Raw genomic sequence first — 26,346 nt, forward strand, 5'->3', positions numbered from 1 at the left:
CGGAAATCTTATGCAAAATTGATGACTGATAGCTTATCTTTTGAAGGTTGTTTTTTAAGCATTACGATGTCAGTAGATTATTCTACCTAAATATAGGCAAGAAAAAAGAGAGGTATTTTTATGCAAAATAGAAAAATTTTTTATATCCCTTTTCTCTTGATATTTATCAATGAGGTATTTTCTATGCATACTTAAAATTCTTTATATTATGATTATTAACGCTAAATAGTTATTAAATAGCAAAAAAGGGGGGAGTAATGAAAGACATTACCAAATGGAATGTAGAGGATACCGAATTTTGGCAAAAAGAGGGAGCGAAAATAGCTAATCGTAACCTTTGGATCTCAATTCCTGCGTTATTATCTGGCTTCGCTGTGTGGTTATATTGGAGTATGATCACAGTTCAAATGTTGAATTTAGGATTCCCAATTAGTAAAGGGGAACTGTTTTCTTTGGGAGCAATTGCTGGGTTATCCGGGGCAACTTTACGTATTCCAAATTCATTTTTTATTCGTTTCTGTGGTGGGCGTAACACCATTTTCTTTACTACTGCATTATTGCTAATTCCTGCGGTTGGAACTGGTATTGCATTACAAGACGTGCATACACCATTATGGGTTTTCCAATTACTTGCACTATTTTCTGGTTTTGGTGGTGGTAATTTCGCCTCTTCTATGTCTAACATTAGTTTCTTTTTCCCACAAAAGAAACAAGGGTTAGCGCTTGGATTAAATGCAGGGCTTGGTAACTTTGGGGTAACCACAATGCAAATTGTGATTCCGCTTGTGATGACCTATGGCATTTTTGGTGGTGTACCAATGAAACTTATCAATTCATCTGGTACGTTAATTGGTAAAATTCCAGCGGGTAGCGAAAGTTATATTCAAAATGCGGCTTGGATTTGGGTTGTATTCCTTGTACCAATTTGTATTGCAGCTTGGTTTGGTATGAATAATATCAAAACTGAACAAGTTTCTCCCAAAATTGGTTCACCGATCAAAGCAATGTTACAAATGGCAGTGATGCTACTTATTGGTTTGATTATTACTGTGATTGCACTTTGGTTGACCTTACCAAAAGCTGCTAACGGTTCAGGCTTTGGGGTACCAAAACTTTTAGTCCTTGTTCTTACCATCGCCGCAACGGTTTATGCATTGAAACTTTTACCGGGTGAAATTGGTAAAAGCCTAACTCATCAATATCGTATTTTTAAAAATAAACATACATGGGTGATGAGTATCATCTACACCATGACTTTCGGTTCATTTATCGGTTTCTCTGCAGCATTTCCGCTTGCTATCAAAGTTATCTTTGGTTATCAACACGTTGTAAATGCACAGGGCGTTATTAGTAGTGATCTCGTCAATCCGAATGGTCCTAGTGCATTGACTTACGCATGGATTGCGCCTTTCATTGGTGCATTAATTCGACCTGTTGGTGGCTGGTTAGGCGATAAATTTGGTGGTGCAATCGTTACTCAAATTTGTGCGATTTTAATGACAATTGCTGCGGCTGGTGTGGCTTATTACATGCAACTTGCTTATCACAGCACAACACCTGAACAATATTTCATGCCATTCTTCCTTATTTTCTTACTCCTTTTCGCTGCCTCAGGTATTGGTAACGGTTCTACTTTCCGTACTACAGCAATCATCTTCCCGAAAGAAGAAGCGGGTCCAGTACTTGGTTGGATTTCAGCCGTGGCTGCATATGGTGCGTATTACATTCCTGAAACATTAGGGGATTCAATCCGTGCTACTACACCACAATATGCAATGATTGGTTTAGCCATTTTCTATGCAGCTTGTTGCGTACTTAATTACGTTTTCTATTTACGCAAAAATGGTCAATTTTACAATCCATAGAAATTAAGGGGGAATATTATTATGGGACAATTCTTAGATAATTTACTCTTTTTCAAAAGAAAAAAAGAAGAGTTTTCAAATGGCTTTGGCGAAACACGCCAAGAAAGCCGTGAATGGGAACATGCATATAGAACACGTTGGCAACAAGATAAAATTGTACGTTCAACGCATGGTGTGAACTGTACGGGGTCTTGTTCTTGGAAAATCTACGTTAAAAATGGTTTGGTAACATGGGAAACACAACAAACTGACTATCCGAGAACACGTCCAGACTTGCCTAATCATGAACCTCGTGGTTGCCCACGTGGGGCGAGTTATAGCTGGTATCTTTACAGTGCTAATCGAGTTAAATATCCGAAAGTACGGGGTGCATTATTAAAACTTTGGCGTGAAGCTAAAAAACAATATAAAGATCCTGTGGATGCATGGCGTAGCATCGTATCTGATCCAGAAAAGGCAAAATTATATAAATCACAACGTGGTTTAGGTGGTTTTGTTCGTTCTAGTTGGGATGAAGTGAATGAAATTATCGCTGCAGCGAATGTTTCTACCATTAAAGAATACGGTCCAGATCGTATCGTAGGTTTCTCACCGATTCCTGCAATGTCAATGGTATCTTGGGCAGCAGGTGGTCGTTTCTTATCTTTAATTGGTGGCGTATGCTTATCATTCTATGATTGGTATTGCGATTTACCGCCAGCATCTCCGCAAACGTGGGGGGAACAAACAGACGTTCCTGAATCTGCAGACTGGTATAATAGCCATTATATCATTACGTGGGGATCAAACGTTCCACTTACTCGTACACCTGATGCCCACTTCTTAAGCGAAGTACGCTATAAAGGTACGAAGGTTGTTGCTATCACACCAGACTATGCTGAAGTATCTAAGTTCGGTGATGAATGGATGAATCCGCAACAAGGTACAGATGCTGCAGTGGCAATGGCTATGGGACACTGTATCTTAAAAGAATGGTACATTGATAAACAAAGTGATTATTTCACTGATTACGTGCGTCGTTATACTGATTTCCCAATGTTAGTCATGCTTGAAGAAAATAGCAAAGGCGACTTGGTGCCTGGACGTTATTTACGAGCATCAGATTTAGTTGCATTAAAAGATGATGAAAATAGTGAATGGAAAACGATTGCTATTGATGAATTAACAGGTGATTTTGTTTCACCTCAAGGTTCTGTTGGCTATCGTTGGAGTGAACATAAAGGTCAGTGGAACTTGGAAGAAAAAGAAGGACATGCAGGCAAAGATACTAAACTTGCATTGAGTCTAAAAGGTAACGATACCATTAATGTTGCTTTCTCTCATTTTGCCGCAGTGTCTAAAGGACAATTTTGGAAAAATGATGGTAACGATGAAGTTTTACATCGTTTAGTCCCATACAAAACTATCCAATTAGCAGATGGTTCTCAAGCAAAAATTGTAACCGTATTTGACCTAATTTTAGCAAACTATGGTGTAGATAATGTTGGTGGCGATAATGTCGCAAAAGATTTCTATGATGATGTTCCAGGAACACCCGCATGGCAAGAAAAATTAACAGGTGTAAGTGCCGAACAAGTTATTCGTATCGCTCATGAGTTTGCAGAAACTGCACATAAAACTAAAGGTAAATCTATGATTATCATTGGTGCTGGTGTAAACCACTGGTATCACACTGATATGGTTTATCGTGGTGCGATTAATATGTTAATGATGTGTGGTTGTATTGGTCAATCAGGTGGTGGTTGGTCACACTATGTAGGGCAAGAAAAACTCCGACCACTAACAGGATGGACACCAATTGCGCTTGCGACAGACTGGCAACGCCCGCCACGTCTAATGAATGGTACATCTTTCTTCTATAATCATAGTTCACAATGGCGACATGAAAAATTTGATATTCATAATATCATTTCACCATTAGCTAATGCCGATAATGCTTATTCACACATGTTAGATTATAACGTAACGGCAGAACGTATGGGTTGGTTGCCATCTGCACCGCAATTGAATACCAATCCGTTAACGATTGCTCGCAAAGCGAAAGAGGAAGGTTTAAGCAGTAAAGAATATATTGTGAAACATCTTAAAGATGGTTCCTTGCGTTTTGCTTGTGAAAGCCCAGACGATCCGAAAAACTTCCCTCGTAATCTCTTTATCTGGCGATCAAACTTATTTGGTTCTTCAGGGAAAGGGGCAGAGTATATGCTTAAATACTTGCTCGGTACTAAAAACGCTGCAGTATTGAATAAAGATGGCACTATGAAACCAACACAAGTTGATTGGGTAGAAGATGCGCCAACTGGAAAATTGGATCTTGTCACGGTATTAGATTTCCGCATGAGTACAACTTGTGTGTATTCCGATATCGTATTGCCAACAGCAAGCTGGTATGAAAAAGAAGATATCAATACATCTGATATGCACCCATTTATTCACCCATTCTCAGCTGCCGTCGATCCTTGCTGGGAAGCACGTTCTGACTGGGAAATCTATAAAGGTTTTGCAAAAGGTGTTTCCGATCTTTCACCGGGTCACCTCGGTGAGGAAACAGATATCGTAGCACAACCAATGTTACATGATACACCAGCTGAAATGGGGCAACCGCTTGGTATTAAAGATTGGAAAAAAGGGGAATGCGATATTATTCCAGGGAAAACTGCACCAGACTTTATTGAAGTAAAACGTGACTATAGAGATATCTATAAAAAATATACTTCTTTGGGACCGTTACTCGATAAATTAGGTAATGGTGGTAAAGGTATTCACTGGAAAACAGAAAAAGAAGTAGAACTTCTTGCTAAATTACACCGTACTGTACAAGAAGATGGCGTAAGCCAAGGTCGTCCGAATTTAAATACGGCAGTCCAAGCCTGTGATAGTGTTATGTCCCTTGCGCCAGAAACTAATGGTGAAGTTGCAGTCCGAGCTTGGGCGGCGCTTTCTGAATCAACAGGACGTGATTTAACTCATCTTGCTAAACCAAAAGAAGAGATAAAAATCCGTTATAACGATATCGTATCGCAACCGCGTAAAATTATTTCCAGTCCGATTTGGTCAGGGCTAGAAGATGAACATGTAAGCTATAACGCAGGTTATACCAATGTTCATGAACTTATTCCATGGCGTACGATTACTGGTCGTCAACAGTTCTATCAAGATCACCAATGGATGCGTTTATTTGGAGAACAAATGGTGAGTTATCGTCCACCAATTAATACGCAATCGGCTGATAAGATCTTTGAGTCTAAACCGAACGGTAATAAAGAAATTAAACTTAACTTTGCAACACCTCACCAAAAATGGGGGATCCACTCAACTTATTCTGACAACTTGTTGATGCTAACGCTTGGTCGTGGTGGTCCGCATGTTTGGATCTCAGAAAAGGATGCAAAACGTGCTGATATTGAAGATAACGACTGGGTTGAAGTCTTTAATGAAAATGGCGCAATTACTTGCCGTGCGGTTGTTTCACAACGTGTTATTGAAGGGATGTTGATTATGTACCACGCACAGGAACGTATTGTAAACGTACCTGGTTCAGAAATGACAGGCACCCGTGGCGGTATTCATAATTCTGCAACAAGAGCCATTTTAAAACCAACACATATGATTGGTGGCTATGCACAACAAAGTTACGGATACAACTACTACGGTACGATCGGTTGTAACCGTGATGAGATCGCTGTTATTCGCAAAATGAATAAAGTAGATTGGTTGGATAATGCGGGAAATGATCTTCCGCAACCATTAGCGACCGATGTGGATTATAAGTGAGGCAACAATGAAAATTAGAGCACAAGTAGGAATGGTATTAAACCTTGATAAATGTATCGGTTGCCACACGTGTTCCGTTACCTGTAAAAATGTATGGACGAGTCGTGAAGGTGTCGAATACGCATGGTTTAATAACGTAGAAACCAAACCAGGAATGGGTTATCCAAAAGATTGGGAAAATCAAGCTAAATACAAAGGGGGCTGGATCCGTCATAGTAACGGTAAAATTACTCCTCGTATTGGTGGAAAATTTAGAGTTCTAGCAAATATTTTTGCAAACCCTGATTTACCAGAAATTGATGATTATTATGAGCCTTTTACCTTCGATTATCAAAATCTTCATACTGCGCCTGCTGGTGATTGTCAGCCAGTGGCACGACCACGTTCTCTGCTTACTGGTGAACGCATGGAAAAAATCAATTGGGGTGCAAACTGGGAAGATGATCTTGGAACCGAATTTGCGAAACGTAAAAAAGACAAAAATTTTCACGATATTGAGGCTGAGATTTATGGACAGTATGAAAATACATTTATGATGTATCTCCCACGTCTTTGTGAACACTGTTTAAATCCAGCCTGCGTGGCATCTTGCCCATCTGGTGCGATTTATAAACGTGAAGAAGATGGTATTGTATTAATCGATGAAGATAAATGCCGTGGTTGGCGTATGTGTGTGAGTGGTTGCCCATATAAAAAAATCTACTTCAACTGGAAAAGTGGTAAATCAGAAAAATGTGTATTCTGTTATCCACGTATTGAATCAGGGTTACCGACAGTGTGTTCCGAAACCTGTGTAGGTCGTATTCGTTATCTCGGTGTGATTTTATATGATGCTGATCGAATTGAAGAAGCAGCGTCCACGCAAAGCGAAACTGATCTGTATCAAGCACAAAAATCTATTTTCCTTGATCCAAATGATCCAGCGGTAATTGAGCAAGCTCGCCAAGATGGCATTCCAGAGAATGTATTGCTTGCAGCTAAAAAATCACCAGTTTATAAATTGGCAATAGAATGGGGATTAGCATTACCACTTCATCCTGAATATCGGACATTGCCAATGGTTTGGTATGTACCAGCACTTTCTCCAATTCAAGCGGCCGTAGAAAAAGGTGCTGTACCAACAATAGGCACATCTGGCGTTATTCCTGATCTTTCTGCTTTGCGTATTCCCGTTAAATATTTAGCGAATTTATTAGCAGCGGGAGATGAAAAGCCTGTTATTTCAGCTTTAGAACGCTTGTTGGCAATGCGTGCTTACAAACGAGCACAAACAGTTGATGGTATTGAAGATCTTCAAGTTCTAAAAGATGTTGGATTAACTCGTGAAATGGCAGAAGAAATGTATCGCTATTTGGCGATTGCAGACTATGAAGATCGTTTCGTTGTTCCATCTGGACATCGTGAATTAAATGTTCCAAATGCCTATGATAGCCGTAATGGATGTGGATTTACATTTGGCAATGGTTGTTCTAGTACGACACAAAAAAGTTTATTTGGAAGTGAACCTAAGGTAAATCGTATGGCAGCGAAAATGTGGGAGGAAGATTTATGATAAAAATTCTCACTGTATTTTCTCGCTTATTGGATTATCCGACTGTTGCGCTGGTGGAACATAAAAATGAAATATGCGAAGCAATTAAGGTTTCACCATATCTTCCGCCAGAATTAAGAGAAAAACTTGTAGAGGAAGTAGAATGGGCATTGTCCCAAGATCTTTATGAGCAAGAAATGCGTTATGACGGCTTATTTGATCGGGGACGTACGACATCTTTACTTTTATTTGAACATATTCACGGAGAAAGCCGTGATCGTGGTCAGGCAATGGTTGATCTTTTAAATTTATATTTTGATGCAGGAATGCAACCAAGAAAAGATGAATTGCCAGATTATTTACCGCTCTTTTTAGAATTTCTTGCAACCCGAGATGATGAAGTAGCCCGTGATTTGTTATTTGATGTTAGTGAAATTTTGCAATTGCTCTATTTACGCCTACAGAAAAAGCAAGCATGGGAAGCTATGATCTTTGAAGCTTTACTAATCATAGCAGGTGCACCTGTTGGTGATGAAACTTTAGCAACCAAAGTTCAACAAGAATTGGATGATGCGAGTCTTGATGCATTAGATATTGCATGGGAAGACAAAGAAATTCGATTTGATAATCAATTAGATAACGCATGTCCAAAAACATTTGTGCAAGCGGCTAAAAATTTATCAGATGTGCCAATTCATTGGCATGGCAATCGTTCTTAATTTGTGGAGGTATTTATGCATAATCTCAATCTTTTTTTATTTGGCGTGTATCCCTACATTGCGATTGCTGTTTGTATTGTGGGTTGTATTATCCGCTATGATGCACAGCCTTATAACTGGCGTGCAGGTTCAAGCCAAATGTTAAGTAAAAAGGGAACAGTCTTTACGAATAACTTATTCCATATTGGGATCTTACTTATCGTAATTGGTCACACGTTCGGACTATTAACCCCAAAATCCGTTTATGAAAAATTTGTTACACCTGAACAGCACCAGATTTTTGCAATGGTTGCTGGTGGTACGGCTGGTACAATGGTATTCATTGGATTAATCTTATTGATGTTACGTCGTTGGCGAGAACCTCGTGTTAATCGGACAAGCTCAACAGGTGATAAAATCATTTTATGGTTGTTACTTGCACAAGTTGTACTTGGATTAATGACGTTATTCGTTTCGTATCAACACTTGGATGGTATTACACTAGAACATATTGAAAATTATTTTCAAAGTTTCTTTTACTTTGGAACTTTCCAATCATATGAGGGAATCGAAAATATTAGCATTATTTATAAAGCGCATATTATTTTAGGATTTACGTTGATCCTTATTATTCCATTCTCTCGGTTACACCACGCACTAAGTGCCCCGATTTGGTATTTCGGTCGTCGTTATCAAATTGTGCGTACACGTTTTGCATTAAATAAGAGTCGTTATTAATGAATATTATTAATTTAAGACCAGGGGAACAGTTGTTGGATTTAAGCAATCCATTTCCCAAAATTATGGTTAATGGTGTTCAAATCAAAGAGGAAGATGTAGCACGGGAGATGCTACATCATCCTGCTAAAACTCGCTTAGAAGCGCGTGAAAAAGCGGCTCAGGCGTTGGTTATTCAAGAATTACTTCGTCAAGCCTGCATAGAGCAAGGCATTGATTTAAATAAAGATAATGAAGAAGAAGCCATAGCATGTTTGTTAGAAAAAAATATACAACCTCAATCTGTTAGTGAAGAAGATTGCGTACGTTTTTATAAAACAAATCCTCAACGATTTTTTACTGCACCATTAGTGGTTGCTCGACATATTTTATTTGCAGCGGATAAAGATGATCTCGAAATGCGTGCTGAAAAAAGGAATAAAGCAGAGGAAATACTGGCTTACCTTAAAAAGGCACCTGATATAAAAGCCGCTTTTTTAGAGTCCGTGAATTTGTCAGATTGTCGTTCTCGGGATGAGGGTGGATTGTTGGGACAGATTAATTCTGGCGATACCGTTCCTGAGTTTGAGCGTCAAATTTTTGTTCTCAATGAAGGTTTATCACCTAAACTTATAGAAACCCGCTATGGGTATCATATTGTTTTTATTGAGAAACATATAAATGGTAAAAAAGTAAACTATGAGGTCAGTAAATCCCAAATTTATAACTATTTAGCAGAATGTCGTTACCGCCAAGCGGTGAATATTTATCTTCATTTGCTTGTAGAAAAAGCACAAATTAGTGGAATAGAGTTGCAACTTTATTAGACATAAATTATTATATCCTAAAAGTTGAGTTTTTTAGTAGGGTATTATGTTAGATCTTGATAGATTTATTTCGTCATACGGCGGTTCAGGGTTATTCGCTAATTTAGATAGAAACGTTATTGCGGATATTTTATCAGTTAGTCAGGAATGTACAGCGGTAGAGAATGAGTATTTATTATATGAAGGAGATCATATTGAGTATTTATTTTTTATTCTGCAAGGTGAATTGATAACATTTAGAACGAATACACAAGGTGATGAGGTTTCAGTAAGATTACTAGAAACGGGAGATGTTTGTGGTGACTCTGTCTTTTTCATGGATAAAGTTGGATCTCCTATTGGTATTAAAGCTTTGGTAGGTGCTAAATTTTTAAGGATTCCACGAAAGACTGTACTTAAACTAGTGACTGAAAATATACAATTTTCGAATAATATTGTGAGTGTGTTGGCAAACTTTTATCAAATAGCACTAATGCAGATTCATAATTTAGCTGTTAAGAAAACGAAGGATCGGCTAGGTCACTTTTTACTCTTCCAGCATTTAAAAAAACGGCATTCTAGTAAAGACACTGAACTGTACCTAAATTTTAAAAAGAATGTTATTGCGAATTTTCTTGGAATGACACCTGAAACGTTATCGCGTCAGCTTCATGCACTAGAAAAGGACGATTATATTATGATTGATAAAGAAGAAATTTATTTATCATCCCCGCATTCGCTTTGCCATTTTTGCGATGAAGATACTGCAGTTTATTGTAAAGACTTAGAGGGTTGTCCAAATAAACGAACTAGAACACCCTGAAGTACACTACATAGGGATAAAATATAAAAACTCTCGAAAATCGGGGCGTAATTAAGAACAAACGCATCTTTTATAAGATGCGTTTTTTGTTTATTGACGGTAAGTTTCAAGGAAACGTGCGAGGCGAGTTAATGCATCTTCTAGTTGAGTAGTATGGGCTAACGTCACAATGCGGAAATGATCAGGCTTATGCCAGTTAAATCCCGTACCGTGTACCAACAGAACTTTCTCTTGACGTAAAAGATCGAATGCCATTTTTTCATCATTATGAATATTGAATTTTTTCACATCAATTTTAGGGAACATATACATAGCCCCCATTGGTTTAACGCAACTTAAACCATCAATACTATTGACCAGTTCATAAGCTTTGTTACGTTGTTCTAGTAAACGACCATTTGGTAAAACAAAGTCATTGATACTTTGTTTTCCTCTTAGTGCTACTGGAATAGCATATTGCATTGGATGGTTAGCACAAAGGCGCATGGAGGCAAGAATAGTTAAAGAATCAATAAATTCTTTCGCATGATCTTTAGGTCCGTTCAATAAAACCCAACCCTGACGGAAACCTGCGACACGATAGGCTTTAGATAAACCATTGAAAGTAAGCGTAAGAAGATCGGGGGCAAGCGCTGCAAGGTGACAATGTTTTTGATCGTCATATAAAATTTTATCGTAAATTTCATCCGATAAAATTAATAAATTATTTTCTCGAGCGACTTTAACGATCTCTTCTAACAATTCTTTGCTATATACCGCACCAGTAGGATTGTTTGGGTTAATGATAACAATCGCCTTAGTTCTTGGAGAAATTTTTCGTTTAATATCCGCAATATCAGGGAACCAATTCGCTTCCTCATCACATAAGTAATGGACCGCTTTACCTCCAGCAAGGTGGGTTGCGGCTGTCCAAAGTGGATAATCTGGCATTGGGATTAAAACTTCATCATCTTGATTAAGCAATGCTTGCATAGTCATTACAATGAGTTCTGAAACGCCATTCCCAATAAATACATCTTCGACTGTGTTATCACAAATTCCTTTTTGATGGTAAAACTCAACAATCGCTTGACGTGCTTCTAGAATCCCTTTTGAATCGCAATAACCTTGGGCCGTCGGTAAGTGTTCTAAGAGTGTAGGCAATAATTCGGCGGGGGTTTCAAAGTCGAAACTGGCAGGATTACCGATATTCAATTTTAAAATATCAAGACCTTGTGCTTGTAATCGAAGTGCTTCTTGATGCACCTTTCCTCGAATATCGTAACAGACATTAGCGAGTTTTTGTGGTTTTTGTAAGTGTTTCATTTATACCTCAAAAATATTTATATTATTTTTATCGTTATCTTATTGTTAGATCCATTTCTTTTTCTTTTATTTGTACAAAGAATTAGTAAAAAAAAGCCCCGAAATAGGTTAGAATGTAACAGCAATTTTTAACTTATTTTTTTACGAAAAACAAATTATTTTGAATATGCTTAGTATTATTAAACAAGCGATTTTATCTAAATTAGAAAAATTAGATTTTAATTCCGCCCCCAATATCGCGGTAATTCGCTTAACCCAAATGAATTTTTCTTTGCCATTATTAAATTGGCTAAAGGCACAATTGCGTTATCCGCAATTTTATTTGCATTACCGAGATAAGACCCAGCATTGCGTTGCACTTGGAAGCATTAAGACTTTTACAGATTCGCAACAAGCAGAAGTTTTTTGCCAGAAAGAAGATTTACCCCTTGTTGGTGGTCGCCAATTTACAGGCGAAACGTTTTTTTTCCTGCCAAGATTATTGCTTGAACAAAAAGAGAACAGTTTAAGCGTAAGTCTTTTTGTGGATGTCCGTGCAAATAGAGAAAGTGAAATTCAACAAACTGAACAAATCCTACAAAATTTTACGCAAATTGCACAGCGAGAACAATTACCAAAAATTGTAAAAGAATTAGCCTCTGAAGCGGATGAGGCGACTTGGTGTAATTGGGTTGAGCAAGCCTGCCATGCAATTCAAGAAAAACAATTTACGAAAGTTGTATTAGCCAATGCGAAAAGTTTTCAAACAGAATCTGTGCTAAATCCTTATGATTTTTTATCAGAAAGTGAGGCGTATAATCAACATTGTTATCATTTTCTCTTCGCTAAGGACAATACAACCGTATTTTTAGGCTCTACACCAGAACGATTGTTTTTACGCCAAAATAGTAAACTTTTTACTGAGGCATTAGCGGGTACGGCCTTTGTAAGTGAAGATGAAGAAGAAACCCAACGCCAAGCAGATTGGCTTTTTAATGACGAAAAGAACCGACATGAAAATCAACTTGTTGTAGAAAATATTCAGCAAAGTTTACAAAATGTTGTAAAAACCTTTGAAGTTGGTGAACGCCAAATTAAGCGATTACGGAAGGTACAACATTTACAACGTCCAATTTGTGGTGAATTAATAGAAGGGCAGGCGGATGCAAGTTGTTTACAGAAAATTCATCCGACAGCGGCGGTAGCAGGATTACCGAAGTCCGCAGCTATGCAATTTATTAATCAAATTGAAGGACAGGCCAGAGAATGGTATGCAGGAACATTGGGTGTGATGACAAAATCGCAATCAGAGTTTTGTGTTACTATTCGTAGTGCCAATATTCGTAACGATATTATTCAGGTTTTTGCAGGTGCAGGCATCGTTGAAGGTTCAATCCCAGCTCACGAATGGCGTGAAATTGAACGCAAAGCATTAGGGCTTGTATCATTATTAGAAATGAAGAAGGAATAGATATGTCAGTGAGTGTCTTTAATCGTTGTTGGGCGAGAGTAATTTTAGAAAGTCTCGTTCGACATGGAGTAACGCAATTTTGTATTGCACCAGGATCTCGTTCTACACCCTTGACTTTAGAAGCGGTGGAGCTACAAAATCAGAATCGTGCAGTTTGCCATACGCATTTTGATGAACGAGGATTAGGCTTTTTTGCGTTAGGTTTGGCGAAATCTCGTCAAGAATGCGTTGCTGTTATTGTGACATCTGGAACGGCTACGGCAAATTTATATCCCGCTATTATTGAAGCTCGTCAAACCAATGTAAATTTAGTTATTTTGACAGCAGATCGTCCAATTGAGCTATTAGAGTGTGGGGCTAACCAAGCCATTTTGCAAGAGAATATGTTTGCAGATTATCCTGTTGCTAAGGTAAATTTACCACGACCTACTCCCGACTTATCCGCTAGTTGGTTGCTTTCCTATCTTGATCAAGCGTATCAGAAACAGCACCAAACTCCAGGTGTTATCCACATTAATGTTCCGCTACCTGAACCACTTTATGGAGCGGATGAAGAAAAAATTAATCAACATGAATGGTTTACTCCAATCCAAAGTTGGCTGGCACAACGTGAACGTGAATTATGGGTAGAACATCCTGTTAAAAAATATGATGCAGAACCTCACACTGATTGGGACGCATGGCGTGCGAAAAAAGGGGTAATTCTGATTGGTCGCTTAAGTAAAATTGAATCCGAAGGATTATCACAATGGGCAAATGCCATGGGTTGGATCGTGATTACCGATGTACAATCTAATGTACCGCCAATTTTACCACATGCGGATGTATGGTTAGGAAATAAAACCGTGCTTAAAAAACTACTTCAAGCTGATATTGTTATTCAGTTTGGTGGTGGCTTTATCAGTAAACGTGTTAATCAATTCTTACAGGCCTATCAAGGTGAATATTGGATTGTTGCGGATGGACATAAAAATCTCGATCCATACCATCATGCAAGAACACGTTTTAATATGAGCATTGCCGCATGGTTACAAACGCATCCACCTGTTCGTCAAAAACCATGGTTATTAGAACCTTTGGCATTATCAAAATTCTGCGGTGATTTTATTATGCGAAATTTAGGGGCGGCCTTAAATGAAGCTTCACTTGCTTATAATATTGATAAAGTATTACCAAATAATTGTGACCTATTTTTAGGAAATAGTTTGTTTGTGCGTTTATCAGATGCATTTGCTCGTTTGCCTGATGATTGTCGTGTTTTTACAAATCGTGGTGCAAGTGGTATTGATGGACTGATCGCTACAGCTGCTGGCGTATCATTGGGGAGTAACCGTCCACTTATTGCTATGTTAGGGGACACTTCATTACTTTATGATCTTAATTCGTTAGCACTTTTACAAAAAGTGGTACAGCCTGTAATTGTATTTGTGATTAACAATAATGGTGGTGCGATTTTTGATATATTACCTGTGCGTGAAGATGTAAAAGAGAAATATTATCAAATGCCACATCAATTGGAATTTGCACAAGCTGCAGCATTATTTGGCTTAAAATATGCGTTGCCACGCACTTGGTCAGATCTAAATTCTGTCCTCCGTCAAGCCTATAAACAACGTGGTGCGACCCTTATTGAATTGAAGGTTCCAGCAACAGCCGCTAGCCAGTTCTATCGCTATATTCTGAATGAAATTGCTAATGCTGTCATTGGAGATGATAATGATGATGAGCATGAAACAGTGGATGAAGTAGCGCAAACTGAAGACAAAAAAGATACGCTCGTGCCAGAAGAATAAAGGAGATAATATGTTGCGAATTGCTGTAACAGGTGCAAATGGACGTATGGGACGTCAATTAATCCAAGCGATTTTAGAAGATGATAGTGTGGCACTTGGGGCCGCTTTTGTAAGAAAAGGCTCAAACCTTATCGGTGCGGATGTTGGTGAATTTATTGGTTGTGGTAAAGCGGGCATTTTGCTTAGTGATGATCTTGAAGCACAAAAAGATAATTTCGATGTATTGATCGACTTTACTCGTCCAGAACATTCATTGGCAAATCTTGCATTTTGTCAAAAATATCACAAAAAAATGGTATTAGGGACCACTGGTTTTAGTGTGGAAGATAAACAATTAATCCGCGAAGCAGCACAAAAAACAGCTATCGTTTTTGCAGCAAATTTTAGCGTGGGTGTAAATTTAGTCTTTAAATTGCTTGAAAAAGCAGCTAAAGTCATGGGACCTGACTGTGATATTGAAATTATTGATGCTCATCATCGTAATAAAGTTGATGCACCATCAGGGACTGCATTAGCAATGGGGGAACATATTGCTAAAGCGCTAGGTATCAATTTAGCAGATCATGCTGTTTTTGAACGCCATGGTATTATTGGTCCACGTACACCGGGTGAAATTGGTTTTTCTACCATTCGAGCTTCGGATGTTGTGGGAGAGCATAGCGTGTGGTTTGCTGATATCGGTGAACGCGTTGAAATTGCCCATAAAGCGTCAAGTCGAATGACATTTGCTAAAGGGGCAGTACGTGCAGCAAAATGGCTAGCTAATGAGAATATAGGGTTATTTGATATGACTAATGTTCTCGGATTAGATAATCTCTAATCAAGTTATGGATAACAACAATTAGAGCGATAAGTGGACTAGGTAGAAATCTATGATAATATGCCTAGAAATAACAATGATAAATCTTTAGTATAGAAGATAGATTATCAAACGTAATGACAATAAAGAGAGGATAATATGAGTCAAGTTTATCACACAAGTGACGCAACTTTTAATGCGGATGTTTTAGCGTCTAACGTACCAGTATTACTAGATTTCTGGGCACCTTGGTGTTCTCCTTGCCGTATGATTGGTCCGATGTTAGAAGAATTAGCGCAAGAATATGGCGATAAAGTAAAAATTGTAAAATTAAATATTGATGAAAACCAACAGGTAGCAGCGAAATACGGCGTTCGCAGTATCCCAACTTTAATGATGTTTAAAGATGGTGAAGCAAAAGCAACCCAAGTTGGTGCATTACCAAAAAATCAATTAGCAGAGTTTATTGCTCAAAACAGTTAATTGAAAGAAAAAGGCTACATAAAGTAGCCTTTTTTAATTTAGCTTTGCTGAGATAAGAAAGAGATAACTTCATTTCGCTTAGGAATAGATGGCTGAGCACCAAAGCGAGTAACGCTAATTGCAGCCGCAGCCTGCCCAAAGCGAATGGCATCAGGAATAAGATTATCTTCTAATAAAGCAACGAGAAAACCTGCATTAAAGGTATCACCTGCAGCAGTAGTATCAACCGCATCAACACTAAATCCCGTTACTAATGCTTGCTCACCATTACGACTAAAGTAAACACCCTTTTTACCAAGTGTAATCAACACACATTTGACACCACGTTGGTGTAAAATATCTGCTGCTTGTTGAGCAGTATGCATATCTGTTACTTGAACACCTGTTAGAATTTCAGCTTCTGTTTCATTTGGGGTAATGATATCTACGTATTGATAAAGTTCTAAAGGAAGCTCATAAGCTGGAGCTGGGTTTAACACAACCAAAGTTTGACGTGTTTTCGCTAATTTAGCTGCTGATAAAATAGTCGCAAGTGGTGTTTCTAATTGCATGAGTAAACAATCAGTATTTAGCAAAGGATCTGTATGTGCCATAAGGTAATTTTCATTGACACAATCATTTGCACCGCCTGCAATCACGATACTATTTTCACCTGTTTTAGATACTTGAATAAAAGCAACGCCTGTTGTTGCATCAGGTAAAATTTCTAGATGATCAACGTTTAGCCCTTCATTGCGTAATGCAGATTTAATAGGACGACCAAAATTATCGTTACCAACACAACCTAAAAAATGTACATCTAGTGAAGGTGATTTTATACGTGCAGCCGCAACCGCTTGATTAGCACCTTTTCCACCATAAACTGTTTTGTAAGAATGTGCTTTTAGGGTTTCACCAGGTTTTAAGAAATATGAAGTTTGTAGTACATGATCAACATTAACACTACCAAGAATTGTTAAGCGTTTATTCATTTATACACCTTAAATAGATTTAACGATATGAATAGTTTAACAAAATGAGCAAAATTTTAAATGCAATAAGGCAAAATAAAAAAGCGGTGAAAGTTATTTCACCGCTTGAAGTTAATGCTTAAATCTATTTTTTAAATAATTAATTCCGTTTTTAATCCACTCAGAAACAGAATGGGGTCTTGATTCATCAAGATCTGTTACTTCATGAATTTTACTGCTTTTGGGCTGTTTTTCTCCAAATTCAGGCTATCAGCAAATTTTTGTAACAATTCTTTTTGTTCGTCGGTCAAATCTACTGGTGTTTCTACATTAATATGACAGATAAGATTACCAGCAATGCCATGAGCTGGGGTAATACCTTTACCTGCTAAGCGTAGCATTTTACCTGTTTGTGTACCAGCTAGAATCTTAATTTTCACTGGACCACCTGTTAACGTAGGAACTTCAACAGAACCACCGAGAGCAGCTAATGACATAGATACATCAACGACTGTATGTAGATCATTACCATCACGTTCAAAAGTCGCATTTGGCAATACGTGAATAAAGATATAAAGATCACCATTTGGTGCGCCATTTTCACCCGCAGCACCCTTACCAGCTAAACGTAGGCGACTTCCATTATCCACACCTGCAGGAATGGTAACAGCCAAGGTTTCTGTTTTTTGAACTCGACCATCTCCATGACATTCTTTACATGGTTTTTTAATTTTCTTACCTGTACCGTGACAAGTTGGACAGGTTTCTTCAGAGATAAAAGGACCTTGTTGACGATGTATGGTTCCCATGCCATGACAGGTTGGGCAAGTTTCGACTTTAGAATCCTTTTCAGCACCTGTACCATGACAATGATCACATTCAACCCAAGTGCGTAATGTAATATTTTTCTTAACACCAGTTGCGGCTTCTTCTAATGTGATGTCTAAATCATAACGAAGATCTTCGCCACGTCTTGCTCGAGGTTGACCTTGTGCACGACCACGTCCTCGACCACCAAACATTTCACTAAAAATATCACCGAACATATCGCCGAAATCAGCTTGAGAGAAACCACCGAAACCGCCAAAGCCGCCTGCACCTTGACCGCCACCGAAGCCACCTTGTTCAAAAGCTTGATGACCATATTGATCATAAACCTTACGTTTTTCTGGATCGGATAGAACTTCGTATGCTTCGTTAGCTTCTTTAAATTTTTCTTCGCTTTCTTTATCACCTTTAGTTCGATCAGGGTGATATTTCATGGCTAGGCGTTTGTAGGCACGTTTAATTTCTTTTTCATCAGCCCCTTTGGATAAGCCTAGCACTTCATAATAATCTCGTTTCGCCATAATATGTATTCTCTTTATTAAGTGTTATAAATGTGAATAATCACTCAAAGGACTTATTTTCTAAGTAGTGCGTAATAGTGGAAAAGGGCGTATCGCTACGCCCTTGAGTGGAAGTTTTAAATTATTTATCTTTTACTTCTTCAAATTCTGCATCTTCGACGCCATCATCTTTTTGAGAACCAGTATTTTGTTGTGGTTCAGATTGAGGTTGTGCCTGTTGTGCAGCTTGAACTAATTTTTCAGAAACTTGAATTAAAGCTTGAACTTTTGCATCGATTTCTGCTTTGTCTTCGCCTTTAGCAGCTGTTTCAAGATCTGCGACTGCTTTTTCAATCGCTTCTTTATCAGATGCTGCAAGTTTATCACCAGCTTCACTTAATTGTTTGCGAGTTGCGTGGATTAAGTGATCTGCTTGGTTACGCGCTTGAACAAGCTCTTCAAATTTACGGTCAGCTTCTGCATTTGCTTCTGCATCACGAATCATTTTTTCAATATCTGCTTCGCTTAAACCAGAAGATGCTTTAATGGTAATTTTTTGTTCTTTACCAGTTGCTTTATCTTTAGCAGAAACGTGAATGATACCATCCGCATCGATATCGAAAGTTACTTCGATTTGTGGAACACCACGTGGAGCTGGTTGGATACCTTCAAGGTTAAATTGACCTAAAGATTTATCTTCAGAAGCACGTTTACGTTCACCTTGTAATACATGGATAGTTACAGCACTTTGGTTATCTTCTGCAGTTGAGAACACCTGTGATTTTTTAGTTGGGATAGTGGTATTTTTTTCGATTAACGGAGTCATCACACCACCCATGGTTTCGATACCAAGTGAAAGCGGAGTAACGTCTAGTAATAATACGTCGTTAACATCACCAGTTAATACACCACCTTGAACTGCTGCACCGATAGCTACAGCTTCATCAGGGTTCACATCTTTACGAGGTGCTTTACCGAAGAAATCTTTTACTGTTTCTTGTACAAGTGGCATACGAGTTTGACCACCAACAAGTAAAACTTCATCAATTTCAGACGCACTTAATTTCGCATCTTCTAATGCTTTTTTAACAGGTTCTAAAGAACGTTGAACAAGATCTTCTACTAAAGATTCAAGTTTCGCACGAGTTAATTTAATGTTTAAGTGTTTTGGACCAGTTGCGTCAGCAGTGATATACGGTAAGTTGATATCAGTTTGTTGTGCTGAAGAAAGTTCAATTTTCGCTTTTTCTGCAGCTTCTTTTAAACGTTGCATTGCAAGTGGGTCGTTGCGAAGATCAACACCTTGTTCTTTTTTGAATTCATCTACTAAGTAGTTGATGATACGAGTATCGAAATCTTCACCACCTAAGTGAGTATCACCATTGGTTGCTAATACTTCGAAAGTTTTATCACCTTTATCGTTATCAATTTCGATGATAGAGAAGTCGAATGTACCACCACCTAAGTCATATACTGCGATAGTATGGTTACCTTTATCTTTATCTAAACCATAAGCAAGAGCAGCAGCAGTTGGTTCGTTGATAATACGACGAACTTCAAGACCTGCGATACGACCCGCATCTTTAGTTGCTTGACGTTGTGCATCGTTAAAGTATGCAGGAACAGTGATTACAGCTTCAGTTACTTCTTCGCCTAAGAATTCTTCTGCAGTTTTTTTCATTTTTTTCAATACTTCAGCAGAAACTTGTGGCGGAGCCATTTTCTTTTCTTTGCCTTCAAATTCAACTTCTACCCATGCATCGCCATTAGGCGCATCGATAATTTTGTAAGGCATAATGCTAATATCACGTTGAACTTCTGGATCATCAAAACGACGACCAATCAAACGTTTGATAGCAAATAATGTATTTTTAGGGTTGGTTACAGCTTGGCGTTTAGCAGGTTGACCAACTAAGATTTCGCCATCTTTAGTGTAAGCGACTACAGAAGGAGTTGTACGATCGCCTTCTGCATTTTCAATAACACGTGGTTTGTCGCCGTCCATTACAGCAACACATGAGTTAGTTGTACCTAAGTCAATACCAATGATTTTTCCCATTGTCTTTCTCCTTGTTAGAATTCGTTATGAGGTTAGTTTCCCTCTAAGATTGGGGAAGAAAATTTAATTTCAAGTGGATACGTTAAAAATCCACATGACAATATTTTCTTTGTAACCTCGTATGCTTGTTACATAAATGAGAACAAAAAAAAGAATTTCAAGGGGAAAAATAAAAAAATTTAGAATATTTTTTAAAAATAATGAAAAAAGTATAGAAAATGAATAATTTATTTTGCTTTTATGCCCCAATTTTCGATTAATTTTATTGGGAATAAAAAAATTCCCCATTTAAGTCTAAATGAGGAATAAATATACTTAATTTACAAACAGATAAAGGATAACTAAATACAACCACCACAGCTACCACAACGCCAATCTTCTTTATTCACAGCACGATAAAAAGCACGAAAATTTTCTTCCTCGAGAGGGATATTAGATTGAATAAAAACATCGGATAACCATTCCATATTTTCAACAATCCATTCATCCTCATCTAAACCTTCTAGAAAGAGTTCATCATCAGGATCCATAAAGTTATAAATTCCTTTTGTACCCATATCTTTTTCCGCACGGGTTCCAGGTAACACCAAAGGCAACCCTTCATATTCAATTTCCCAGTGACCTAAACATAAAGTATTGCCTTTTGATGTCCAATTTGCGTGAAAAGGATTTTCCATTATTTATCACCTCATTTCTATCCATAACTATTTTGTAAAAAAAATGTTAAATTTGTGATGATTTTACGCTCATTAAAAAATCTTGCAATGTATAAAGCAGTATTTTTAATGCAACTTTTAAAGAATATAGGAAAAAAATAAAAGTAAACGAGTTGTTATACCGTTAATGGAATTTTTTAATGAATCGTCTAGGGAAGTGCTAAAAAGAAATTTTGAGAGGGGGATTAGAATTCGATATGTAACTTATTGATTTATAGTGATGTTTTAAATTCGGTTTTTAATTTCTACTACTAAATCTACTACTAAAATATTTCGCTAGGCAAAAAATATACAATTATTTGAGCTGATTTAACAGTATTTTATAGTTATAAATATTTTTACTTTTTTATTTATTTTTACCCCGTTTACCCTTTCACTCACTTTTATAATTTAACTTATTGATTTGTATAAAGATAATTTAAGGGGCTATGTAGGGTAAATGGCAGGGGTATAGAGGTAAATAGCCCGTTGTGGCGTATGAATACTGATTCTATGGAGTTGGGGGAGTAGAATACGATCGTTTTTTATATCCTTTAATTTTAGCAATTCCTATTTTTGCTTTTTTTATAGTCGGCAAAATCGGCAAAATTTTATATTTCCTTTTTTTTATAGGATCGGAAAAATCGGAAAAATCAGGGGGCAAAAGAATAGCCACCACCAGTTATAGATTACAAATATAAAAAACCGCTAGCGGGTAACTAGCGGTTGTATAAGTTAAATATTAATCGTCCCACCTCAAGAATGTATCTTCTATATTGGAATAGTAAACATTGGTACGCTGTGTATTGTCAATTTTCCTTACCTTGATAGGCTGTTTACCTTGTAATTTAAAAGCATTGTCCACCTCGTTTAAGAATGATTGGCGGGATAGTGGTTTATTTAATCCATGCCGATCGCAGAAAAATAGATAAGCGGGATAGAGTGCCTCTTGTGCCTGTTGCCGACTTGGAATATTTCCACCACCGCACCCTCTAACACTAATCTTTAACCCTTTTACCTCATCAGTTGTCGTAAATTCTTCTGCGAATAAACGGATAGGATTAAGGCTATTCAAGATTTGTTTGATCTGCGGGTTATCTTGTTGTTTAAGTAGGCTACTATAAGCCTTTTGCTCATTATCTACGCCATTAAATATAGTAAGCAAATATCTGACAATATCGCTTAGTTCCGAGGCTATTTTATCTATTAGCGTACTATCTCGTTGAGAACGTTCTACGGCTTTCTCAAAGGTAATTAGCACCCTACGGCGTTCAATACCCCCGTTATTTTCTTTAAATCGCATAGGAGCATTATTAGCAATCAATAATACTGCTTTAGGCTCGTAGCTAAATGGTTTCTTGTATTTAGGGTTTACAGTAATAGTGCCTTTACCTGTAATTGCCCTTACAGTTGAGCCATCGCCATTATAAACGGGCTGATCTTCTGCGGTTAATAAACTCTTCCCTACGATACTTGCCGTAGCGTGTGCGTTTTTGTCTAAGTCTATTAAGTTAATTGCCGTATGGTTGTCCTTTCCCGCTAGTAGCTCACATACCTTTAAAAAGGTTGTTTTCCCTGTACCACCACGTCCTGTCAATTCAAAGAACATCTGCCAGTCATAGCGATTAACCAATACAACATAAAGCACGGATAATAGTAGCGTACGTCTTTCTTCGTTATCTTCTGCGATAAAATCTAACCAGTTTAAGAATGTAGTAGGGGTGTTTTGTATTTCATTAATATTTATATCTAACCTTGACCTAAGGTTAAGGTTTGGATTGAAAGGTAATAGCTTACCCGTAGTTTTATCTAACACCCCATTTCTAAAACAAAGTACATCACTATTAGGCTCATTCATTATGTAAGCGTGATTATGTTCCTTTTCCGCTTTATAACGTATTTCCTTAATGAGTAGCGACGCAAGCTCTTTTTGCTTATTAAGATTAGGTAATTCTATTCCATGGCTACGTAGAAAATTATAGATAACACTTTCCGCCTCATCAGTAATTTCTGCCCATATCCCCGTAGTTTTATCGTAGGAAAATAATTCATTATCTCTGCTTATTGCCATAGGCGGGGATTTAAGTAATATTTCCTCTGTCTTTTCTAAGCGGTTTAATTTCGCAAAATAAGCGGGATAATCCGCCTGTTTTTGTTTTTCTAAGGCATTGTGTGCCACCACCTCTGATAAAGCGTTATCGTTGCGTATACGGCTTATGCTTGGCATAAGATCAGTAGGAGTTATATTCTTAGATAGTAAGTTAGGTAAACTAAAAAGGCGTGCTAGTTTTACATTAGTAGTTTCTGCTAGGCATTTTTCTAAAAGATATTGTTGTTCTTGGGTAATTGTTCCCGCTTGGTAAATATCAAATATTTCGTGTTTATCGGTTGCGATAAGAGTGTTGGGTAATGCGTTGAGTTGCTGCTCATCTAAAATGATAGGTTTGTAATCAGGGGGAAAATCCCCCTCGCAATAATTGCCCATGATAATTTTATTAAGGGTTGGGTCTTTATAGGTTTTCCACGCTCCCCACGCCTCATCACTATCCGCACCCGCAATAATTACTAGCGTACTATGTGGATCGTCTTTTTTACGTATATCGTAATGCGGGGCTTTGAGTTTTCTCATCTAATCCCCCTTATTTTGATATATTCTCGTTTTGGGTTAAGCATTTGCCTTGTCCGCTTAACATATTAATACGATCTACTTCCTCGCTCATTTTCTCTATATTATTTTTTAAAGCGTATAGCGTGGCTTGAATGCTCTCTGCGTAATATTCACTAAACCCATTTTCTTCAATATTAGCAGTGATTAAATCTAAAATGCCTTTTATACCTAGTAAATCTACGTACTGGTTGCTTGTCATTTTGCTAATTTCGTTGAAAAGATCGTAACTTGATTTTGTGTTTAATTGTGTATTAATAGCCATGATGTTCCCCTTACTCTTTCTCAAGTGCTGTATTGATTTTGTTTGCGTCATCTTTCATTTTTTCCAGCGTATAGTAAAGCCCACCGAGAACATCAATAATTGGCTCGGTCGGATGTAAACTTTGTTGGCATAGGATAAGGGTTGCTTTAATACTTTCCATTTGGCAAGTAAGATCAAAGACAACGTTCTCTAGTTCTACAATGTCTTGTACAGAAAGGGTGATAGGTTTAAGTGTATTTTTCATGCTGATAGCTCCATTTTAATTTTTAGATTAGATGAAGTTACCGCTAAACTTTCCAGGTGTTGGGCGGTAACACTTAACGGGCTGGAAAACCGTCTAAAATGGAAAACGGCAAAGGGCGAACCTTTCCCATTAAGTGCCACCATAGAAAAGATACTAGATAGATCTAGCCTATTGATTTGGGGTTCAGATATAAAAAAACACGCTAATGGCGTGTTATCTGCCATTTTAAAAAACGAGTTTCCAGGCTCGGTCCTAAATAAGACGTTTAGAATTCTTACATCTTTGTATAAAAATGTAAATATATTTTGTTTTAGTTTGGGTTTATTTGATTTAGATATAATCATGTTTATTATACTCCGTAGGGAAAGCAACCTTTATCGGTTAGGGTAGATCTGTTATACTTTCCCCTGTATTAGATTGATTTGTTAGTAAAATTTTGAAAGGGTACTCTCATGGATTGGAGTGCCTTTTCTTTTTGCTGTAAGTTGGTTTGAATAGCGTAAAACCTTGCTAGCGTCCTCTTTGTTGCCTATCGCATAACGGGTATAGCGTGAACCAGTTATGCCCTCTACGGTCGTCCTTTGTAACGATATGCCTAATAGTTGTTCAATCCTATTTGCCTCATTGCGACCATTTAAAAAATGATAAGCCTTTATAATATCGCCCTCTGTGATTCCGTGTGGGTAATCCAGTAAAAGGCGTGCTACACATTCTTTGCGTGTCATTTTCCGCATATTTTCCCCTTAATTAGATTGTTTACCTTTTGCTAAAAATGCTTTGATGTCGCTTTCATAAAAACGGGTAGAAAAGCCAATCTTGATGCGTTTTAAAAGTCCTTGCTTAACCATGCGGTCAATCTTACTTCTTGAGCCAAAGCCCATTGCCTCAAGTTCTTTAATGCTTAATAAACGATTTGATGTGGTTACTGTGATAGTCATCATAATTCCTTATATAGTGGGTTAATTTAATAAAGTTTGCCCTTGTTTGGGTTGGTTAGGATTATGATGAGGAAAGGGAATAAAAAAAATCTATATATACCAAAATTCAGTACATATAGATTTTTAAAAGAATAGATAGGCTATTTTAATTGGTTAGCGTCTGCGAATACATTATTTAAATTACTTTCACTAAAACCTATATATCCTCTATATAGATCAGATAAATAGGTTTCTAATTCGGATTGATTTTTAAATAACCCCTTTTCTTTGTCGCACAGTGTATCTTTTAACGCTTTTATGATATTCAGGTAACTTTTTTTTGATTTAGGTGCCAGTACTTTATTAGCCTCATTTAATTGCTCTTTAAGTTCTAAATTTACCTTTTCAAGTTCAGCTATCCTAGATGTTAGCGTGGCAATCTCTTTAGTACATGTATCATCTATATTTGTATTGGCTACATTTACATCAGGCAATGGCGTGGTAATGGTATCAGGTAATTCCACTCCTAGTGCCTGTTCGATATCTTCTCTAAAATAGTAGTGGCTAGATAATTTTTCTTCTAGATCTTTAATGGTATCTAATTTTTCTTCATGTGCTAACCAATAGCAGTTAGTAGTTAAATCTTTCAGTTTTAGCAGTAACTCACTTACATCAGAAAATAAAAAGTACTCATTAGGAGCGGTTTCATCATCAATAAGAAGTTTTATAAATTCGAGCATATTTTCTTTAGAGGGCTTACATTTTAATCTATACCAAGCGTCCCACTCTTCTGTGGTAAAATTAAGACTAGCTTGATAATCTGATACTCTCCAAAAGTTATCGCTATACTCTGGCTTATCTAGTGTAAAGTCATAGAAATAATCAGTTGTATAACAAGGTACAAATGACAAGGATACAGTTCGTTTGAGATTTTCTATACTAATGTAATCTATTTTAGAAGTTGTAGCTAAAAGTAATACTTGATAAGGGGGAAGATTTTGATTTTTTATAAAATTTGCTACATCTAAAACACTAACTATTTGATCCTTAAAATATCCCCTAATTTTCTGCTCTTTTTTTAGTTCATTTAACATAAACGCCCCTATACGTTGCCCTATTTAGATGGGAGAACGGCAAAGATAAAATAGGGTTTATCTCTTTCAGCTTGGTTAATTACGC

Annotated in this window: 21 protein-coding genes and 1 pseudogene; 11 read left to right on the top strand and 11 right to left on the bottom strand. The window is 37.4% G+C overall.

Going from position 1 to position 26,346, the window contains the following annotated elements; genetic code table 11:
- Window positions 1-257: 257 nt before the first annotated feature.
- Genes EL259_RS06260 through EL259_RS06290 form a run of 7 tightly spaced genes read left to right on the top strand, consistent with a single transcriptional unit; the run spans window position 258 to window position 10,214 of the window.
- Window positions 258-1,865, top strand: coding sequence for an MFS transporter (locus EL259_RS06260; RefSeq protein WP_126599997.1), 1,608 nt, complete (start codon window positions 258-260; stop codon window positions 1,863-1,865).
- Window positions 1,866-1,886: 21 nt separating this feature from the next.
- Window positions 1,887-5,639 (top strand): nitrate reductase subunit alpha, encoded by a 3,753-nt coding sequence (locus EL259_RS06265; protein WP_126599999.1) that lies wholly within the window; start codon window positions 1,887-1,889, stop codon window positions 5,637-5,639.
- 7 nt (window positions 5,640-5,646) lie between these two features.
- Complete coding sequence (gene narH, locus EL259_RS06270; RefSeq protein WP_126600000.1) at window positions 5,647-7,191, top strand: nitrate reductase subunit beta; 1,545 nt, start codon at window positions 5,647-5,649, stop codon at window positions 7,189-7,191.
- The gene (gene narJ, locus EL259_RS06275; protein ID WP_126600002.1) at window positions 7,188-7,889 is read left to right on the top strand and encodes a nitrate reductase molybdenum cofactor assembly chaperone; all 702 of its coding nucleotides are present in this window, start codon (window positions 7,188-7,190) and stop codon (window positions 7,887-7,889) included. Before narH ends, narJ begins: the two co-directional genes overlap by 4 nt.
- A gap of 15 nt (window positions 7,890-7,904) precedes the next feature.
- Window positions 7,905-8,606: a respiratory nitrate reductase subunit gamma gene (gene narI, locus EL259_RS06280; RefSeq protein ID WP_126600004.1), complete on the top strand. Its 702-nt coding sequence runs from the start codon at window positions 7,905-7,907 to the stop codon at window positions 8,604-8,606.
- Window positions 8,606-9,412, top strand: a complete 807-nt coding sequence (locus EL259_RS06285) for a peptidylprolyl isomerase (RefSeq protein ID WP_126600006.1) — start codon at window positions 8,606-8,608, stop codon at window positions 9,410-9,412. Before narI ends, EL259_RS06285 begins: the two co-directional genes overlap by 1 nt.
- Window positions 9,413-9,458: 46 nt before the next feature.
- Entirely contained in the window at window positions 9,459-10,214 is a 756-nt protein-coding gene (locus EL259_RS06290) for a Crp/Fnr family transcriptional regulator (protein WP_126600008.1), read from the top strand.
- Window positions 10,215-10,304: 90 nt separating this feature from the next.
- Here EL259_RS06290 and EL259_RS06295 read toward each other — a convergent pair whose 3' ends face one another.
- Window positions 10,305-11,519: a pyridoxal phosphate-dependent aminotransferase gene (locus EL259_RS06295; protein ID WP_126600010.1), complete on the bottom strand. Its 1,215-nt coding sequence runs from the start codon at window positions 11,517-11,519 to the stop codon at window positions 10,305-10,307.
- A 166-nt stretch (window positions 11,520-11,685) separates the two neighbouring features.
- Here EL259_RS06295 and EL259_RS06300 point away from each other — a divergent pair, with 166 nt between their 5' ends.
- The 4 genes and pseudogenes from EL259_RS06300 (at window position 11,686) to trxA (ending at window position 16,044) form a co-directional block, all read left to right on the top strand.
- Window positions 11,686-12,969 carry an isochorismate synthase gene (locus EL259_RS06300; RefSeq protein WP_126600012.1) on the top strand — a complete coding sequence of 428 codons (1,284 nt, stop codon included), beginning with the start codon at window positions 11,686-11,688 and terminating at the stop codon, window positions 12,967-12,969.
- 2 nt (window positions 12,970-12,971) lie between these two features.
- A pseudogene (gene menD, locus EL259_RS06305) lies at window positions 12,972-14,678 on the top strand (2-succinyl-5-enolpyruvyl-6-hydroxy-3-cyclohexene-1-carboxylic-acid synthase); the annotation flags it as partial.
- A gap of 94 nt (window positions 14,679-14,772) precedes the next feature.
- Window positions 14,773-15,582, top strand: a complete 810-nt coding sequence (gene dapB / locus EL259_RS06310) for a 4-hydroxy-tetrahydrodipicolinate reductase (RefSeq protein ID WP_126600015.1) — start codon at window positions 14,773-14,775, stop codon at window positions 15,580-15,582.
- Window positions 15,583-15,720: 138 nt separating this feature from the next.
- Window positions 15,721-16,044 carry a thioredoxin gene (gene trxA / locus EL259_RS06315; protein ID WP_126600017.1) on the top strand — a complete coding sequence of 108 codons (324 nt, stop codon included), beginning with the start codon at window positions 15,721-15,723 and terminating at the stop codon, window positions 16,042-16,044.
- Window positions 16,045-16,082: 38 nt separating this feature from the next.
- On the opposite strand, the gene rbsK is transcribed toward trxA, so the two are convergent.
- The 10 genes from rbsK to EL259_RS06365 all read right to left on the bottom strand — a co-directional run bounded on the left by rbsK (window position 16,083) and on the right by EL259_RS06365 (window position 26,261).
- Window positions 16,083-17,015, bottom strand: a complete 933-nt coding sequence (gene rbsK, locus EL259_RS06320; RefSeq protein ID WP_126600019.1) for a ribokinase — start codon at window positions 17,013-17,015, stop codon at window positions 16,083-16,085.
- A 197-nt stretch (window positions 17,016-17,212) separates the two neighbouring features.
- On the bottom strand, window positions 17,213-18,343 hold the full coding sequence (dnaJ, locus tag EL259_RS06325; RefSeq protein WP_126600021.1) for a molecular chaperone DnaJ: 1,131 nt from the start codon (window positions 18,341-18,343) through the stop codon (window positions 17,213-17,215).
- Between the two features lie 121 nt (window positions 18,344-18,464).
- The gene (gene dnaK, locus EL259_RS06330) at window positions 18,465-20,381 is read right to left on the bottom strand and encodes a molecular chaperone DnaK (protein ID WP_126600023.1); all 1,917 of its coding nucleotides are present in this window, start codon (window positions 20,379-20,381) and stop codon (window positions 18,465-18,467) included.
- A 341-nt stretch (window positions 20,382-20,722) separates the two neighbouring features.
- Complete coding sequence (locus EL259_RS06335; RefSeq protein ID WP_126600025.1) at window positions 20,723-21,058, bottom strand: hypothetical protein; 336 nt, start codon at window positions 21,056-21,058, stop codon at window positions 20,723-20,725.
- A 760-nt stretch (window positions 21,059-21,818) separates the two neighbouring features.
- Window positions 21,819-23,705, bottom strand: a complete 1,887-nt coding sequence (locus EL259_RS06340) for a DNA primase family protein (RefSeq protein ID WP_126600027.1) — start codon at window positions 23,703-23,705, stop codon at window positions 21,819-21,821.
- 10 nt (window positions 23,706-23,715) lie between these two features.
- On the bottom strand, window positions 23,716-24,006 hold the full coding sequence (locus EL259_RS06345; protein WP_126600029.1) for a hypothetical protein: 291 nt from the start codon (window positions 24,004-24,006) through the stop codon (window positions 23,716-23,718).
- Window positions 24,007-24,016: 10 nt separating this feature from the next.
- Complete coding sequence (locus tag EL259_RS06350; RefSeq protein ID WP_126600031.1) at window positions 24,017-24,250, bottom strand: hypothetical protein; 234 nt, start codon at window positions 24,248-24,250, stop codon at window positions 24,017-24,019.
- Between the two features lie 425 nt (window positions 24,251-24,675).
- On the bottom strand, window positions 24,676-24,984 hold the full coding sequence (locus tag EL259_RS06355; protein WP_126600033.1) for a hypothetical protein: 309 nt from the start codon (window positions 24,982-24,984) through the stop codon (window positions 24,676-24,678).
- Between the two features lie 9 nt (window positions 24,985-24,993).
- The gene (locus EL259_RS06360) at window positions 24,994-25,191 is read right to left on the bottom strand and encodes a helix-turn-helix transcriptional regulator (protein WP_232019027.1); all 198 of its coding nucleotides are present in this window, start codon (window positions 25,189-25,191) and stop codon (window positions 24,994-24,996) included.
- Window positions 25,192-25,328: 137 nt separating this feature from the next.
- Complete coding sequence (locus EL259_RS06365; RefSeq protein ID WP_126600035.1) at window positions 25,329-26,261, bottom strand: hypothetical protein; 933 nt, start codon at window positions 26,259-26,261, stop codon at window positions 25,329-25,331.
- Window positions 26,262-26,346 lie beyond the last annotated feature (85 nt).

Origin of the sequence: Actinobacillus delphinicola (genome assembly GCF_900638385.1) — a bacterium.
Classification (GTDB): domain Bacteria; phylum Pseudomonadota; class Gammaproteobacteria; order Enterobacterales; family Pasteurellaceae; genus Actinobacillus_C; species Actinobacillus_C delphinicola.

Excerpts from the sequence above, each read along its gene's own strand:
- EL259_RS06365 (WP_126600035.1), bottom strand. The coding sequence starts at position 26,261 with ATGTTAAATGAACTAAAAAAAGAGCAGAAAATTAGGGGATATTTTAAG.
- narI (WP_126600004.1), top strand. The coding sequence starts at position 7,905 with ATGCATAATCTCAATCTTTTTTTATTTGGCGTGTATCCCTACATTGCG.
- dapB (WP_126600015.1), top strand. The coding sequence starts at position 14,773 with ATGTTGCGAATTGCTGTAACAGGTGCAAATGGACGTATGGGACGTCAA.
- EL259_RS06345 (WP_126600029.1), bottom strand. The coding sequence starts at position 24,006 with ATGGCTATTAATACACAATTAAACACAAAATCAAGTTACGATCTTTTC.
- narH (WP_126600000.1), top strand. The coding sequence starts at position 5,647 with ATGAAAATTAGAGCACAAGTAGGAATGGTATTAAACCTTGATAAATGT.
- EL259_RS06335 (WP_126600025.1), bottom strand. The coding sequence starts at position 21,058 with ATGGAAAATCCTTTTCACGCAAATTGGACATCAAAAGGCAATACTTTA.
- EL259_RS06360 (WP_232019027.1), bottom strand. The coding sequence starts at position 25,191 with ATGATGACTATCACAGTAACCACATCAAATCGTTTATTAAGCATTAAA.
- EL259_RS06295 (WP_126600010.1), bottom strand. The coding sequence starts at position 11,519 with ATGAAACACTTACAAAAACCACAAAAACTCGCTAATGTCTGTTACGAT.
- trxA (WP_126600017.1), top strand. The coding sequence starts at position 15,721 with ATGAGTCAAGTTTATCACACAAGTGACGCAACTTTTAATGCGGATGTT.
- EL259_RS06350 (WP_126600031.1), bottom strand. The coding sequence starts at position 24,250 with ATGAAAAATACACTTAAACCTATCACCCTTTCTGTACAAGACATTGTA.
- dnaJ (WP_126600021.1), bottom strand. The coding sequence starts at position 18,343 with ATGGCGAAACGAGATTATTATGAAGTGCTAGGCTTATCCAAAGGGGCT.
- dnaK (WP_126600023.1), bottom strand. The coding sequence starts at position 20,381 with ATGGGAAAAATCATTGGTATTGACTTAGGTACAACTAACTCATGTGTT.
- EL259_RS06340 (WP_126600027.1), bottom strand. The coding sequence starts at position 23,705 with ATGAGAAAACTCAAAGCCCCGCATTACGATATACGTAAAAAAGACGAT.
- EL259_RS06355 (WP_126600033.1), bottom strand. The coding sequence starts at position 24,984 with ATGCGGAAAATGACACGCAAAGAATGTGTAGCACGCCTTTTACTGGAT.
- EL259_RS06260 (WP_126599997.1), top strand. The coding sequence starts at position 258 with ATGAAAGACATTACCAAATGGAATGTAGAGGATACCGAATTTTGGCAA.
- EL259_RS06285 (WP_126600006.1), top strand. The coding sequence starts at position 8,606 with ATGAATATTATTAATTTAAGACCAGGGGAACAGTTGTTGGATTTAAGC.
- EL259_RS06300 (WP_126600012.1), top strand. The coding sequence starts at position 11,686 with ATGCTTAGTATTATTAAACAAGCGATTTTATCTAAATTAGAAAAATTA.
- narJ (WP_126600002.1), top strand. The coding sequence starts at position 7,188 with ATGATAAAAATTCTCACTGTATTTTCTCGCTTATTGGATTATCCGACT.
- EL259_RS06265 (WP_126599999.1), top strand. The coding sequence starts at position 1,887 with ATGGGACAATTCTTAGATAATTTACTCTTTTTCAAAAGAAAAAAAGAA.
- EL259_RS06290 (WP_126600008.1), top strand. The coding sequence starts at position 9,459 with ATGTTAGATCTTGATAGATTTATTTCGTCATACGGCGGTTCAGGGTTA.
- rbsK (WP_126600019.1), bottom strand. The coding sequence starts at position 17,015 with ATGAATAAACGCTTAACAATTCTTGGTAGTGTTAATGTTGATCATGTA.